We start from the raw sequence: 16,177 nt of genomic DNA, 5'->3' as shown, positions 1-16,177 counted from the left end.
AGCTTTTGCTACTTTAGACCAGTGTTTGGTCTCTCTCTCAACGAATTTTGCGTCTTCACTTTGAGGAACATGTCGATACTGTAAATAAGAAATTTGGGAAAATGATACACTGGTAAACAGCAGTACAATAAAAATTAAATTAATTTTTTTCATGAGTTATTTATTTAGTTGGTTTATTTAAAGATAACATTAATTAAAAAAAATGATTAATAAACACATATTTTTTATTTAAACATCTGATAATTAATGAGTAGAGCCACGCATTTTATGAAGATGTGTGGCTCTACCAAAATTAGAATTTTAAGGTTATTTTAAGACTATTTTTTTATTTAACAAGCCTGTTTTAGATTTGATTTGTAAAATATAAGTGCCTTTAGCATATTTTGAAACGTCAATAGTATTCTTTGGTGAATCAACCTTAAATGAATTCACTTCTTTTCCTTGAACATCAATAATTGTAATGCTTTCTATGTTATTGGTTTTTCCATCGATGGTAATCTCATTGCTTGCGGGAATAGGATATATTTTTGTTAGTAAGAATAAATTATCCTCAATGCCTAATGCAGGTGTTACCTCAAATGACTTAGTTAAATAAGGCGACCAAATACCATTCTCGTCTCTTACCCTAATATGGAGGAAATGTGTTCCTTCGGATAAGCCCGCTGAAGGGATTGCAATGGCTTCATTTAAAGTGAAACCGGCTGTTATATCTAGAGGACTTCCAGCATCTGTGCCAGGATCTGTATCAAAGAAATATTCTGCTTTATTTATAGCTACAGGCGTTGGAGATGTGAAATTATGTACTAAAAACCGGAATTTGGTGTATAATGACCACCTGTCATCTTCGTCTTTTGTTCTTACATAAAGTATGTGAATACCATCACTTAACGACCCAGTACCAATTGAAATGGATTTATTTAAGTTGAATCCAGATGTTATAGAAATGGGAGTTCCACCGTCTGTTCCAGGATCTGTATCAAAGAAATACTCTGCAGCAACAATTTCTGAAGGTACAGTTGAATCACTAAAATCATGTACCAAAAATTTGTATTTATAGAATAAGGACCAGGCCTTATTTATGTCTCTTGTTCGAACGTATAAGGTATGTATACCAAGACTTAATCCCGTTGTATTGATTGAGAATGATTTGGTTACATCTAGTCCTTGTGTAACAGGAATATCAATGCCCATATCTGTTCCAGGATCTGTATCAATAAAATATTCAGCTTTATTAATTTGAGAAAAACCAAGATTTACAATACAGTACAGAAACAGTGTAATTATTAGTTTCATAATATTGTTTTTAAAATTGGTTTAATTCTTTTTCTCAGCTGTAAATTCTACATTAATATCTTGACCAGAAGCGACTGAAGTGTTAGTGATAGTTAATGAGGTCATGTAAGGCCATACATCTGGTCGTCCATTGACATCAAATTTAAAATTAGCACCAAATACACCTAAATCTGTACCGTCTGTTCCTGCATCATTTGCTGCTGAACTACCAGCCAGATCATAATTATTATCATAAATAGAACTAATAGTTATTAACGGTGCATCAACGAAATTAGGGTATGTATTATCTAAATTGTTATTGCCATTTAAAAGGTTTACTGTAAAACCTTCTACGTTAATGGTTAAATTATTATTAAATTGTATTGTTGAGCTGGCTAAGCCAACATTGACAATGTTAGTTTTTAAAATGAAAATATTATTATTTACAATAGGGTTTGTACAGCCAGTGGCGAAATTGCCAGTTGTATTTATAACAATATTGTTAATGAAGCTATTTGTGTCATTAAAATTATAAATGGCATAGGTTGTGTTATTAAAAATGTTGTTTTTTATAATCCATCCAGCTGCTCCACCGGGGTTTACATAAGCAGCATTAAAATAATTGCCTTCAATTACCCAATCATCATAAAATGTGGTGGCATAGGGATTAGTTGCTATATAACTGTCAATTCTGTTATTAACAATTTTTACATTATCAGCGTCAGTGGCAGTAGTATAACTGACGTAACCAATTACTAATCCAGTAATTATAGTATTGGCACAGTATCCGCCAATTGATATACCTGCAACATTAGCGGTTGTTCCATTACTGTTTGCGGGATTATGACCAGGTCCCATAATAACAAGCGGTTTTGTAATAGTTATATTACCATAGCTTGTTGCTGAGGGATGCACGTAAATGGTGTCATTTACCATTGAGTTCGCAATTGCTGTCGCTAAATTAGTATAATTAGCCCCAGAATCAGGGTTGTTGTCAACCGTAATAACTTTTGGCTGAGCTTGCATGGTAAAGGATATGAATCCAATACAGAAAAATGTAATAATTGTTTTCATTGTGTAATTGTTTAAAAATTTAACAAATTAAATGTTTACAACACAAGTGAATTAGACTAGATAGGAAATTTGAGGAATTATACATTTAAAAGCTTAATAATCATTTTATTAAAATGATGCGTTTTTTGTAAATAATAAAACTTAGAGCTGAATTTACAAAGTATAAGACTTTAGGGAAATGATATATATCAATCTGATATTTTTAAAATTTTATACAGAAATTAAAGCGATTTAAAGGCTTTTGTGTTTTTGGTATTTTAAAATTTTAAAAATGCGCTTAAAATTGATTTTAAGCGCATTTTTAAGCGAATTAAGCAACTTTTAAGTAATTAACAAATGTTGATAATTTATATTGTTAATTGATAAATTACTTTTAAAAAAGCTCATATTTCAGTATATTTGTTAGTACCATAAAATGGTGCAAATAGCATCATTTTTTTTATGATGTCAAGTGAAACGATAACGTTTAGATAAAGAACAATATGAGTCAAGAAAAGGAAGAATTTAATAAGCATAATTATTCAGCTGATAGTATTCAGGCATTAGAAGGAATGGAACATGTGCGCATGCGTCCATCCATGTACATTGGAGATGTAGGTGTTAGAGGACTTCATCATTTAGTGTATGAAGTCGTAGATAACTCAATTGATGAAGCCTTAGCAGGTCATTGTAATAACATTACCGTTATTATTAATGAAGATAATTCTATTACCACAGAAGACGATGGTCGTGGTATCCCTGTAGATCTTCATAAAAAAGAAGGCGTTTCTGCTCTTGAGGTTGTTATGACCAAAATAGGCGCCGGAGGAAAGTTTGATAAAGATTCTTATAAAGTTTCTGGTGGTTTACATGGTGTAGGTGTTAGTTGTGTGAATGCCTTATCAGAACATCTAAAAGCCACGGTTTTTAGAGATGGAAAAATTTATGAGCAAGAATATGAGAGAGGAAAAGCCATGTATCCTGTTAAAATGGTTGGTGAAACTGATAAGCGAGGAACAACAGTAACATTCAGACCAGATTCAACTATTTTTACGCTAACACGTGAATATAGTTATGATACGTTGGCTAGTAGATTACGTGAGTTGGCCTATTTGAATAAAGGAATTACCATTCATTTGGTTGATCGAAGAAGTAAAAAAGACAATGGGGAGTTTGAAGGAGAAACATTTCATTCAGAAGAAGGATTAAAGGAATTTATCAAATATTTGGATGGTACGCGTGAGCCATTAATGAAAGATGTTATCGCATTTGAAGGTGAAAAGAATGGTGTACCTGTCGAGGTGGCTATGATTTATAATACCTCATATGCCGAAAATTTACACTCTTATGTGAATAATATTAACACGCATGAAGGCGGAACCCATCTTTCTGGTTTTAGACGTGGTTTAACCATGACGCTTAAAAAGTTTGCAGATGGTTCAGGTATGTTAGATAAATTAAAGTTTGATATCGCTGGTGATGATTTTCGTGAAGGATTAACAGCTATTATTTCTGTAAAAGTTCAAGAACCACAATTTGAAGGGCAAACAAAAACGAAATTAGGTAACCGTGAGGTTTCAGCCTCAGTAAGTCAGGCGGTTTCTGAAATGCTAACAGATTATCTTGAAGAACATCCAGATGATGCTAAAATCATTGTTCAAAAAGTAATTTTGGCCGCTCAAGCTAGACATGCCGCACAAAAAGCACGTGAAATGGTGCAACGTAAAACGGTTATGAGTATTGGTGGCTTACCAGGTAAATTAAGTGATTGCTCAGAGCAAGATCCTTCAAAATGTGAAGTATTCCTAGTTGAGGGAGATTCAGCGGGAGGTACGGCAAAACAAGGAAGAGACAGAGCCTTTCAAGCCATTTTACCATTAAGAGGAAAGATTCTTAATGTTGAAAAAGCGATGGTACATAAAGTATTTGAGAATGAGGAGATTAAAAATATTTTTACCGCACTAGGTGTCACGATAGGGACTGAAGAGGATAGTAAAGCATTAAACCTGTCAAAATTACGTTATCATAAAGTTGTTATTATGTGTGATGCCGACATTGATGGTAGTCATATTGCGACACTTATTCTAACATTTTTCTTTAGATATATGAAAGAACTTATTGAAAACGGTCATATTTTTATAGCGACGCCCCCATTGTATTTAATTAAGAAAGGAACTAAAAAACAATATGCCTGGTCTGATAAAGAACGTGATGAAATTGTTGAGAGTATGGGCGGAAGTGCTGGTATACAACGTTATAAAGGTCTTGGAGAGATGAATGCATCACAACTTTGGGATACAACAATGAATCCAGAGTTTAGAATTTTAAGACAAGTTCAAATTGATAATGGGTCTGAAGCAGATAGGATTTTCTCAATGTTGATGGGAGACGATGTACCACCACGTAGAGAATTTATAGAGAAAAATGCAGTTTATGCTAATATTGACGCATAGATAGAATTATATATAATAATAAAAAATAGCCTTGATTTATAATAAAATTAAGGCTATTTTATTATGTTAAAAAATAAAAATATCAGTTTAAGTGTAATTTTTTACCGATTAAGTGTGCTGTATTAAAATATTTTCATACATTTGTTAAACCAAAATCTATCAAAGTATGAAAACGAGAATCTTATTATTGTTTTTTTGTCTAACAGCTTTCCTTTCAAATGCTCAAAATGATTTAGATGTATTACTCGCTGCCGGTGTAGAAGATGCAGAACGTTTTGCCAATGATTATTTAGCACCAGGAACCAATGGGCTCATGTATAGTATGAATGCCAACTGGTTTAATACTGCAGATGTAAAACCTTTAGGTGGCTTTGAAATTTCAATTATTGCCAATGCTGCTACAATTGCTAGTAAAAATAAATCCTTTTTAATGAATACAGATTTGTACAGTAATGTAGCTTTTGCGCAAGGAGGAAATTCACAAATGGTAGCAAGTGCTTTAGGAGAGAATAATCCTGATATTAATATCATTATAACATATGACGATCCTATCTTTGGTCAACAAACAGAACAGATTACCCTTCCAAATGGGATTGGTAATTCTAGCGCCAATCTATTGCCAACTGCTTTTATTCAAGGAGCTTTAGGGCTAAGTAAAGGTATAGAAGTTAAAGCACGTTTTGTGCCAAAAATGAATACAGAGGATGTTGAGTTAAGCATGTATGGTGCAGGGTTACAATTAGAGTTTACGAAATGGTTGCCAGCTGATAAGTTACTTCCAGTTGCAATTTCTGGTTTAGTAGCATATACACATTTAGATGGTTCTTATGATTTAAATGGTTCTTCAGGTGTAAGTGGTGAAAATCAACGCTTAGATACATCAACAAATACATGGTTACTTCAATTGATTGGATCGACTAAATTGCCTGTTATTAATTTTTATGGCGGTGTTGGTTATATTAAGGGAACATCAGATTCAGATTTATTAGGAACTTATCGTGTTTCAGATGGGATTGTAATTTCTCAAGATATTGTAGATCCTTTTACAGTATCTAGTGAGATTTCAGGTGTTAGAGGAACTTTAGGAACAAAGTTGAAATTAGGTTTTTTTAGATTTAATGCAGAATATCATATAGCTGAATTTAATGCATTTTCGGTTGGTATCAACTTTGGTTTTAGATAATAAATATATTAAAAGTGCAAACTTTTAATCAAGATATGATTGTTTAGTTTTAGTTTAGTTTTTTTATTTGAATTAGTCGTGAAAAGTGCAAGATTTGTCTTGCACTTTTTTCATTTGGTGTATTTAAATTCGTAATTTTGTATGACAAATATCATATGATAGAATACGCTATTTTAAGACATTTGTTGTCCAGAATTAAGAAAAAATGTATTCCTTATAAACAATTAAATAATTTTAAAAAAAAACTTATGAAAGTAACAATAGTTGGAGCAGGAGCAGTTGGTGCAAGTTGTGCAGAATATATAGCAATAAAAGATTTCGCTTCAGAAGTAGTTTTGTTAGACATTAAAGAAGGTTATGCCGAAGGTAAAGCCATGGATTTAATGCAAACTGCATCTTTAAACGGATTTGATACAAAAATTACAGGAGCTACTAATGATTATAGTAAAACAGCAAACAGCGATGTTTGCGTTATTACTTCTGGGATACCTCGTAAACCAGGAATGACGCGTGAAGAGCTAATAGGAATCAATGCAGGTATTGTTAAAACCGTATCTTCTAGTTTAATTAAATATTCCCCAAACACCATCATGATTGTAGTAAGTAATCCTATGGATACCATGGCATACTTAGTACATAAATCAACAAGTTTACCAAAACATAAAATTATTGGAATGGGTGGTGCTTTAGATTCAGCTCGTTTCAAATACAGGTTAGCCGAAGCTTTAGAAAGCCCGATAAGTGATGTTGACGGAATGGTTCTAGGTGGACATAGCGATACAGGAATGATTCCGTTAACTCGTTTTGCCACAAGAAATGGTGTGCCAGTTTCAGAGTTTTTATCAGAAGATAGATTAAATACTGTAAAAGAAGACACTAAAGTGGGGGGGGCAACCCTTACGAAATTATTAGGAACTTCCGCGTGGTATGCACCTGGAGCAGCAGTATCTGCTTTGGTTCAATCTATTGCTTGCGATTTAAAGAAAATGTTCCCTTGTTCAGTAATGTTAGAAGGTGAGTATGGTTTAAACGATATTTGTCTTGGTGTACCTGTTCTTTTAGGTAAAAATGGTATTGAAAAAATTGTTGATATAGAACTTAATCAAGCTGAAAAAGATAATATGGTAGCCAGTGCTGAAGCCGTTTCTAAAGTGAATGATTTGTTGGAATTATAAGATTCATTAATTTAAATTAGATATTTATATAAAGGCTGTAGAAATACAGTCTTTATTTTTTATATTTGGCACATGAAAAAAACATGGTACGTTGGTGCTTTTTTAATTCTTTTTTCCTTTTTAGGTGTTCATCAGTTTCAAGTTTCTGAACCTAACCAGGAGATTGTATTAAATTTCTCAGATGTTGATATAACAACTGATGAAGCTCAAAGTGCGATTACCGTTGTTAAAAAGCAATTACAGTCTATAGGTATTATTACTGTTAGAGTTCAAGACCTTAAAGATGGACAACTTAAAATAACGTATTATAGTGATTCTGAAGTTGAAAGTATTAAAAAAATACTTTTAGGAGAGAATAAGATTCAAATTGCGCATTTAGTCAATAACACAACTGAAAGCTCTTCAGGTTTTCCTTCCAATAAAGAACAAAAAAACTACAAACTCGATGTCTTTGAAATTAATAAAGACAATGATTCTGGTTCAGGTTTAGGTGGCAAGTACGTATTAAATTTAAAACAAGATTACGATAGGTTACATAACACAAATTTTTATGGTTATAATAATGCCGTTGATACAAAAGGTGAAAATAATATTGTAAAAGTTGCATTAAAAGTATTTAAAAACATTGCTACAGAAATAGATAATGCATCAAGGAATATTCCAGAAGTTAGGGCTGGGCCTACCATTCACGGGATAGCATAGTTTAACTTCTAAGGTTAAATATAAAGTCGTTCTCAATAATATTCAATAATATTTTCAAAGTCAAAAAATCACTTAAGTGACATTTTGAAAACATCAATTTAATTATAACACAAATTGTCAATATATAAATACGACTTTCAAATTCGTTATAAAACAAACTTGACATAAATTAATAAACAATGCAAAATAAAGGACTAGTAAAATTATTCGCGATTTTATTCGGTGTAGTAAGTATTTATCAACTTTCTTTCACGTTTAAAGCAAAGCAAATCGAAAACAATGCAGAGGAACTTGCGATTAGCAAAATTCCAGATACTGAAGATGATTACAGAGCAAAACGAAGTAGTGAAGAAGCAGATTATTTAGAATCAATAGCTACAGATACAGTTTATAACATTGGAATTGCAAAATTCACTTATAATGAAGTGAAACAAAAAGCCATGAATCTTGGTCTTGATCTTAAAGGGGGTATTAATGTTATTCTTCAGGTATCTGTAAAAGATATTTTGAAGGGATTAGCTAATAATACCAAAAATCCGGTATTTAATAAAGCACTCGATGACGCTTCGGAAATTCAGAAAAATAGTCAGAATACATACTTAGAAGATTTCTTTGAAGCTTTTGATAAAATTAAAGGAGAAACTAAATTAGCGTCACCCGATATTTTTTATACAAAGGCGCTGGATGGTGAAATAGATGGAAGTATGACGGATGATGATGTGAAGAAAGTGATTCAAACAAAAATTGACGAATCTATAGTTTCTGCATTTGAAGTATTACGTAAGCGTATTGATGAGTTTGGAGTAACATCTCCTAATATTCAACGTTTAGGAACATCGGGTAGAATTCTGGTAGAATTGCCGGGGGTAAAAGATGTTGAGCGTGCTACCACATTATTACAAAGTACAGCTCAGTTAGAATTTTGGGATGCTTATAAGGGAGAACAATTTTTCACTTATTTGTCTCAAGCAAATGATGTTTTAAAGGATATTGTAAATGTTAAACCTGATACTCAAGAGGAAGAGGGTAATGATGACGAGAATGCCACTGACTTAAAAATTGATGAGCTTTTAGGAGATGCAAGAACAGATTCAACAGATGTTGCTGTAAATCCTATTTTCGATTTATTAAGAGGACAAGGGTACCCTGGAGGACCAGTAATTGCTAAGTTCGAAATTAAAGATAAAGAAAAAGTAGCTGAGTATTTAAACATGCCACAGGTAAGAGCTTTACTTCCTGTAGAACAGCGTTACGTAAAATTTACTTTTGGTAAACCGGAAGAAAATAGTGAGCTTATTGATTTATATGCTTTAAAAGGGAATAGAGATAATACCCCTGAATTAAGTGGAGCTGTAGTTACCGATGCAAGAAATGAATTTGGACCGACAGGTAAGCCTGAGGTTTCTATGCAAATGAATTCTAAAGGAGCAAAAATTTGGGAAGAAATGACAGGTCGTGCCTTTACGCAAGGAACTCAAATAGCGATTGTGTTAGATAATATTGTATACTCTGCTCCTGGTGTAACAACAGGACCAATTGCTGGTGGTAGATCATCTATTTCTGGAAGTTTTACTTTAAATGAGGCAGTTGATTTAGCGAATGTTTTAAGAGCAGGTAAGTTGCCAGCGCGTGCAGATATTATTCAAAGTGAAGTAGTAGGCCCGTCTCTTGGACAAGAAGCTATTGATAATGGTAAATTATCATTTACGATAGCATTAGCATTAGTATTAATTTGGATGGTATTTTATTACGGCAAAGCTGGTGGTTTTGCAGATATTGCCATGGCATTAAATATCTTATTAATTTTTGGTATTCTTTCAGGTTTAGGCGCAGTCTTAACGTTGCCTGGAATTGCCGGTATTGTTTTAACAATTGGTATGTCTGTTGATGCAAACGTAATTATTTATGAGCGTATACGAGAAGAAATCGCTAAAGGAAAAGGTTTAAAAGAAGCAATTCAAGACGGTTTTAGTAATGCCTTGTCATCTATTTTAGATGCCAATATTACCACAGGTCTAACCGCTTTAATATTATTTGTTTTTGGAACAGGGCCAATTAAAGGTTTTGCTACAACGCTTTTAATAGGTATTGGAACATCATTATTTACAGCTATTTTTATCACGAGATTATTAATTGATTGGTATGTTAATAGAGGTGGAAAATTAGTTTTCTCAACAACCGTAACAAAAAATCTATTTAGAAATTTAAATATTGAATTCCTTAAAAAACGTAAGGTTGCATATATCGTTTCGGGTGCATTTATTTTAATTAGCTTAGGATCTTTATTAACCGAAGGTTTAGACCAAGGTGTCGATTTTGTTGGAGGAAGAACTTACCAAGTTCGTTTTGCTCAAGATGTAAGTCCTACTGAAATTACTGCGACATTGTCTGATGTATTTGGAAGTGCTGATGCCAAAACCTTTGGTGATGCTAATCAGTTAAAAATTACAACAAAATATAAAGTAAATGAAACTGGTGCTGAGGTTGATGAGCAAATAAGAGTAGAATTATATAACGCATTACAACCACATTTAGATGGTGTTTCTTATGAAGATTTTATAAGTGATGCCGATACTAAAACTGTTGGTTTAATGAAATATTATAAAGTAACACCAACCATCGCGGATGATATTAAACAAGCATCATTCTGGGCAATCTTAGGGTCGTTAATTGTGGTGTTCTTGTATATATTATTACGTTTTAAAAAATGGCAATTCTCACTTGGAGCTGTACTAGCAGTTTTTCATGATGTGTTAATTGTACTTGGTGTATTCTCTTTAACTTATAAATTTTTACCATTTAGCATGGAAATAGATCAGGCATTTATAGCCGCTATTTTAACGGTAATAGGTTATTCTTTAAATGATACTGTAATTGTTTTTGATAGAATTAGAGAATATTTAAACGAGCATACAAGTTGGGAATTTAAGCGTGTTGTAGATGTCTCTTTAAGTAGTACGTTAGGAAGAACATTAAATACGTCTTCAACCACCTTGGTAGTGTTATTATCTATCTTTATTTTTGGTGGTGATTCTATTAGAGGTTTTATGTTTGCCTTAATAGTAGGTGTGATAGTAGGAACCTATTCTTCTCTATTTATTGCATCGCCAATAATGTATGATACGGTAAAAAGATTTGATAAAACGAAGAAAGAATAACTAACTCAATTTTTCTTTTTAAAGGCCTATGAGCAATTAGCTTATAGGCCTTTTGTTTTTAGGAGTATTTTAACGTGAATAACTAATGCTATCACCAACATGTAAACCCCAGGAATCTGCTAAACCAGCATTAACTTCCAAGACATATTTTGCAGGCACATTTGATGGTAAAGACGCTTCATTAAAAGGTTGTGCGTTTTTTTGAAAACTAACAATTTTATCATTGTTGATGTAAATAATATCTAAAGGTATTTTGGTGTTTTTCATGTAAAAAAAGCGCTCCGTAACATCTTCAAAAACAAATAGCATTCCCTGATTACTTGCCATGGAATTTCTGTACATCATGCCTGTTTGAGTTTCATACGCGTTATCTGCAATTTCAATATCCAGACTTACTATAATAGAGTCTGAAGCGTTTTTTAAAATAGTAAGTTCGCCTTCTTTTTTAAAAGTAATATCTACTGGCTTTACTGTTTTTTTATCTTCTTTACAAGATATGTTGCTTATTGAAATAATGCTTAAGGTTACTAACGTATATAGGCTTAAATTTTTAAATAGCATATTACTTTGTAGTTGTTTTTGACTTATAAACAAACATAAAATAAAGTCCAATAATTATAAAAGGGATACTTAACCATTGACCCGTATTGAAGCCAAACCAGTTAATATATTCATCGCCTTGAGGTTCTTTTACAAACTCTACAAAAAACCGAACGGTCCAAAGTAAAATTAAGAACAATCCAAAAAGAAAACCTGTTCTATCTTTTAAGTTGGTTTTAGAATATACAAACCAAAGAATTAAAAATACAAAAATATAGCAAAAAGACTCATATAATTGGGCAGGATGCCTGTATGGAACTGCATCAAGAAGATTTTGAAACTGCGGATTGTCAGAAATGGCGTTATAGGCTTTTTGAACATTTTTAATACCCGTTAATCTTACAACTTCACTTTTATAATAGAAATCTTGAATGAAACGAACCCCAAAATTTGAATCGGTTACTTTTCCAATTATTTCTGAATTAATAAAATTTCCAATTCTAATAAAAACAGCCCCAGAAGCAACAGCAATTACAATCCTATCTAAAATCCATAACAGCGATTTATAAGTGTATTTTTTTCTATATAAATACATGCCAATAATAATACCTATAGCAGCACCATGGCTTGCTAATCCTTGAAAACCAGTAAATTCAAATTTTGGATTTGTTCTAATTGGAAGAAAAATACTCCAGAAATCTTCTGTAATTAATTCCGATTGGTAAAATAGAACATGCCCTAATCTCGCACCAATCATTGTGGCGAGAACGGTATAAATAAAAAGCGGATCTAAATATTCTAATGAAACCTTTTCTTTAGTGAAAATACGTTTCATAATATACCAGCCTAGAATAAAAGCGACAATCCACATAACACTGTAAAAGTGGAGTTTAAAATTTCCTAAAATTTCTATTCCCGTTAGCGGATTCCAGTCAAATTTTAATGTGTGCATAGGTTCTGTTTTTTCAGATGTAAAGATAAAGGATTGATTCAACTTTTATAATCTTTAGCCAGTAAATTGCATATTAAAGGTAGATTAGTCTAAAAAGATAAAAAAGAGTGAATCAGTTTATTTTACTATTTCTAAAATTTCAACTTCAAAAATTAAGTTAGATTTTGGTGGGATAATAGCGCTTCCTGATATGCCGTAGGCTAAATAGAATGGAATAAATATAGTTGCTTTATCACCCATGCTTAATTGTTGTAGCCCTTCTTTAAGTCCTGCGATCATTTTAGCATTCGGACTTAAATCTGCTTTTATAGGTTGATAGTCATTGTTTAATATTCGTTCTTCATCAACATTATTTAAGGCTTTTGCAGTTTCTAATTTGCTTGTTTGTAGTAATTTTCCATCTTCAAAATAAACCGTATAATGCATCAAAAATTTTGATATTTGTTTTAATTTTTCTCCACCACCTTGCTCAGTTACCAATAGATGCAAGCCAGAAGGTAATAGCGTAGATTTTTGTAATTGATTTTGAAATTTTTTATTAGTCGCTTTTATAAGGGCTTCTTCTTTTTGTATTCGTTCTTGCTCCAAACGTTCCAGTTCAACAAAGTGATTTATAAAAACCTTTGGAGCATCAAATGCCTTGGCTTTTAATCCTATTCTAATAATATTTAATTCTTCTAATACTATGTCTTCTATAGGCTTGTTGTCTTCAGGTGAAGTTGTAACGTTTGAGATAGAGTCTAATACATCAAACCCTGAAATTAATTCTCCAAAAATACTGTGTACGTTATCTAAATTAGGTCTAGATGTTTCGGTAATATAGAACTGACTACCATTTGTCATTGGACCAGAATTTGCCATTCCTAAAATTCCAGGTTTATCATGTTTTAATTCGTCTACAAATTCATCATCAAATCTATAACCAGGGTTGCCAAAACCGGTACCTAAAGGATCACCACCTTGAATCATAAAACTATCTACAACTCTATAAAAAGTTGTGCCATTATAAAATTTTTTACCTTGGTATAAACTATCAACTAATGTGTTTGTTCCATCAGCCAGCGATACAAAATTTGCAACGGTATATGGCGCTTTTTCAAAATATAATTTTGCGAGCATATCACCTTTTGAAGTAATAAATTCTACGTAAATACCATCTTCAAGGTCTGGGTGTTTATTTTGACAAGACAAGGTCAAGAGTAAAAAACTAAATAAAAGAATCTTATATAAGTACTTTAAATAACCCATAAAGAAAACTACTTTTCAGTAATAGAATGAACTGTTACTTCACACATTAGAGGGGTATTTGAACCTATTTTGTTTTGGTCACCATAGTAGCCATATGCTTTTTGCGAAGGAAAAAGAAAGGTAACGGTTTCACCTTTTTTCATGAGTTTAAGACCTTCACGCATTCCAGTGAAAATTTCTTCCTGGTCCATGGCATAAGTTTGGGTTTTAATATCGTCTTTAGAGTATATTAAATCTCCGTTCAAACTTTTTACGTCATAGTCGAAATTTACAATATTTCCAAATGAGGGCATTTTTAGTGTATCACTTTCTATTTTAGTATTATAATAATACCAAAAGCCACTTTGTGAGGCTAGATAATCAATCTTCCTATCTGAAAGCAGTTTTTGTATTCTTGCTTGCTCTTTTGCATTCAATTTTTTATTTCGTTCAACAGAAATATCAATAAATGAACCGGTTTTTACAGAAATAGGTTTTCTGGCTTCAGGAGATTTGCAACTAACAAATAGTATAATTAGAGCTAATATGTAAAGCGTTTTATTCATCATTCAGGGCGTTTGAATACTCAGGTAATATACTAATAAATTTTTTAATGGTATCATTCAATGAAGATTCACTCATCCCTCCAGCAGCGTTAATATGCCCGCCTCCATTAAAATGAGCTCTTGAAAAGTCATTTACGGAAAAATCCCCTTTTGAGCGAAATGATATTTTTATAATACCCTCTTGTTTGTTTTCAATAAAAATAGCAGCGAACACGATATTTTCTAAAGATAACCCAAAATTTACAACCCCTTCAGTATCGCCTTTTTTATAATTATATTTATTTAATTCGTCTTGCGATAATGTAATGTAAGCAGTTCTTAGTTTAGGGACAGTTTTTAAATTACTAAGCGCACAACCTAATAGTTGAAGTCTTTCATAACTATTTGTATCATAAACTTGATTGTATATATAGGTATTATCTGCTCCTTTATCAATAAGGTCTGCAATAATTTTATGCGTATCGCTGGTGGTGCAAGGAAACCTAAAAGAGCCGGTATCTGTCATAATACCTAAATATAGACATGTAGCAATATTAGTATCTATTAAGTTCGTGTCTTCTAATATATTTATAAAATCATAAACCATTTCACAGGTTGAACTTTTACTTACATCAGAAAATATGTATTGAGCATAATTATGTGGTTTTTGATGATGATCAATTAATATTTTAATAGCATTACTTTGTTCTAAAGCCGTTTCCATATTTCCAGTTCTATGTAACGCATTAAAATCTAAGGTAAAAATAATATCAGCTTTTTCAAGAAGTGCGTTACTTAACTCAGTTTGGAACTCATATTTCACAACACTATCATCACCAGGAATCCATTTTAAAAAATTAGGATAATCATTTGGTGTAATAACCGTAGCGTTATGATTGTACTTTTTTAGATAATGATATAGCCCTAAAGTAGAGCCCATAGCATCACCGTCTGGGTTTTTATGAGGAACAATTACAATGTTTTTTGGTAAAGAAAGTAACTGCTTTAATTCTTTGATATCTTGTTGTTTCATAGAAGGCGAATATACAATTTAATAAGATATCTCTAAAATGAAAAAAAGGGCTTTCCATTAAAAATCGGGCTAATATTTTTGTTTGAATAAGTGCGTTTGAAGGTAAACTTATGGATTGGATAGATAGCACAAAATGTATTAATACATTTATATTAACTTTGAAATAAATATAAAATCGTATTTTTGGCCGAAATTTAAAATTACAAAATGGCAACAAATAGAACATTTACAATGCTTAAGCCCGATGCGGTTGAAAAAGGACATATTGGCGCAATTTTAGAAAAGATTTCAGCTTCAGGGTTTAGAATTGTTTCAATGAAACTAACTCAAATGACAAAAAGCGATGCAGAATCATTTTATGCAATTCATAATGAGCGCCCATTTTTTGGTGATTTGGTTACGTATATGACACGAGGGCCAATAGTTGCAGCTATTTTAGAAAAAGAGAATGCAGTTGATGATTTTAGAACACTTATTGGTACTACTAATCCTGCTGATGCTGCTGAGGGTACGATACGTAAATTATTCGCAAATTCAATCTCAGAGAATGCGGTTCACGGAAGTGATAGTAATGAAAATGCAGCAATTGAAAGTGCTTTTCATTTTTCTGGTAGAGAAATGTTTTAAAAATATAACTTTTTTATTTAAGGAAAACCCTACAAATTTATTGCAGGGTTTTCTTTTTTTAATACTTATACCAACAAAAAAAGCCTATCAAATTTTGATAGGCTTTACCTTGTAATTGTTAAAGTATATTTTAGATTACTTTTACGTTTACTGCGTTCAGTCCTTTTTTGCCTTCTTGCAAATCGAATTCTACTGCATCACCTTCACGAATTTCATCGATTAATCCAGAAATGTGTACAAAATGTTCTTTGTTGTTG

General features: G+C 32.1%; 14 protein-coding genes. 6 read left to right on the top strand and 8 right to left on the bottom strand.

Annotated elements, in window-relative coordinates; translation table 11 throughout:
* Nucleotides 1-306: 306 nt before the first annotated feature.
* Together AC15TD_RS04105 and AC15TD_RS04100 are read right to left on the bottom strand one after the other, a co-directional pair.
* On the bottom strand, nucleotides 307-1,293 hold the full coding sequence (locus AC15TD_RS04105) for a T9SS type A sorting domain-containing protein (protein ID WP_484450865.1): 987 nt from the start codon (nucleotides 1,291-1,293) through the stop codon (nucleotides 307-309).
* Nucleotides 1,294-1,314: 21 nt separating this feature from the next.
* The gene (locus AC15TD_RS04100) at nucleotides 1,315-2,346 is read right to left on the bottom strand and encodes a hypothetical protein (RefSeq protein WP_484450864.1); all 1,032 of its coding nucleotides are present in this window, start codon (nucleotides 2,344-2,346) and stop codon (nucleotides 1,315-1,317) included.
* A gap of 482 nt (nucleotides 2,347-2,828) precedes the next feature.
* Between AC15TD_RS04100 and gyrB the strand changes: the two genes are divergently transcribed.
* The 5 genes from gyrB to secDF all read left to right on the top strand — a co-directional run bounded on the left by gyrB (nucleotide 2,829) and on the right by secDF (nucleotide 10,996).
* On the top strand, nucleotides 2,829-4,778 hold the full coding sequence (gyrB, locus tag AC15TD_RS04095) for a DNA topoisomerase (ATP-hydrolyzing) subunit B (RefSeq protein WP_484450863.1): 1,950 nt from the start codon (nucleotides 2,829-2,831) through the stop codon (nucleotides 4,776-4,778).
* Between the two features lie 166 nt (nucleotides 4,779-4,944).
* A complete protein-coding gene (locus tag AC15TD_RS04090; protein WP_484450862.1) occupies nucleotides 4,945-5,961 on the top strand; it encodes a DUF6588 family protein in 1,017 nt (338 codons plus the stop codon).
* A gap of 248 nt (nucleotides 5,962-6,209) precedes the next feature.
* Complete coding sequence (gene mdh, locus AC15TD_RS04085) at nucleotides 6,210-7,136, top strand: malate dehydrogenase (RefSeq protein ID WP_484450861.1); 927 nt, start codon at nucleotides 6,210-6,212, stop codon at nucleotides 7,134-7,136.
* 72 nt (nucleotides 7,137-7,208) lie between these two features.
* Complete coding sequence (locus tag AC15TD_RS04080) at nucleotides 7,209-7,838, top strand: hypothetical protein (RefSeq protein WP_484450860.1); 630 nt, start codon at nucleotides 7,209-7,211, stop codon at nucleotides 7,836-7,838.
* 179 nt (nucleotides 7,839-8,017) lie between these two features.
* Nucleotides 8,018-10,996, top strand: a complete 2,979-nt coding sequence (secDF, locus tag AC15TD_RS04075; protein ID WP_484450859.1) for a protein translocase subunit SecDF — start codon at nucleotides 8,018-8,020, stop codon at nucleotides 10,994-10,996.
* Nucleotides 10,997-11,065: 69 nt separating this feature from the next.
* Here secDF and AC15TD_RS04070 read toward each other — a convergent pair whose 3' ends face one another.
* The 5 genes from AC15TD_RS04070 to AC15TD_RS04050 form a co-directional block, all read right to left on the bottom strand.
* A complete protein-coding gene (locus tag AC15TD_RS04070) occupies nucleotides 11,066-11,557 on the bottom strand; it encodes a DUF192 domain-containing protein (protein WP_484450858.1) in 492 nt (163 codons plus the stop codon).
* A 1-nt stretch (nucleotide 11,558) separates the two neighbouring features.
* A complete protein-coding gene (gene lgt / locus AC15TD_RS04065; protein WP_484450857.1) occupies nucleotides 11,559-12,488 on the bottom strand; it encodes a prolipoprotein diacylglyceryl transferase in 930 nt (309 codons plus the stop codon).
* A 117-nt stretch (nucleotides 12,489-12,605) separates the two neighbouring features.
* The gene (locus AC15TD_RS04060; RefSeq protein WP_484450856.1) at nucleotides 12,606-13,679 is read right to left on the bottom strand and encodes a peptidylprolyl isomerase; all 1,074 of its coding nucleotides are present in this window, start codon (nucleotides 13,677-13,679) and stop codon (nucleotides 12,606-12,608) included.
* A 65-nt stretch (nucleotides 13,680-13,744) separates the two neighbouring features.
* Entirely contained in the window at nucleotides 13,745-14,281 is a 537-nt protein-coding gene (gene gldI / locus AC15TD_RS04055; RefSeq protein WP_484450855.1) for a gliding motility-associated peptidyl-prolyl isomerase GldI, read from the bottom strand.
* The gene (locus AC15TD_RS04050; protein WP_484450854.1) at nucleotides 14,274-15,293 is read right to left on the bottom strand and encodes a DHH family phosphoesterase; all 1,020 of its coding nucleotides are present in this window, start codon (nucleotides 15,291-15,293) and stop codon (nucleotides 14,274-14,276) included. The genes gldI and AC15TD_RS04050 overlap by 8 nt, the downstream gene beginning before the upstream one ends.
* Before the next feature lie 207 nt (nucleotides 15,294-15,500).
* On the opposite strand from AC15TD_RS04050, the gene AC15TD_RS04045 reads away from it, so the two are divergent.
* Entirely contained in the window at nucleotides 15,501-15,920 is a 420-nt protein-coding gene (locus AC15TD_RS04045) for a nucleoside-diphosphate kinase (protein ID WP_484450853.1), read from the top strand.
* A 130-nt stretch (nucleotides 15,921-16,050) separates the two neighbouring features.
* Here AC15TD_RS04045 and AC15TD_RS04040 read toward each other — a convergent pair.
* Nucleotides 16,051-16,177, bottom strand: a 127-nt coding sequence (locus AC15TD_RS04040) for a cold-shock protein (protein WP_484450866.1), incomplete at its 5' end; no start/stop codon positions are given.

The organism is Yeosuana sp. (genome assembly GCF_057126245.1).
Note: the sequence above shows the minus strand (reverse complement) of the source record. Positions and strands in the feature narration are given on the sequence as shown.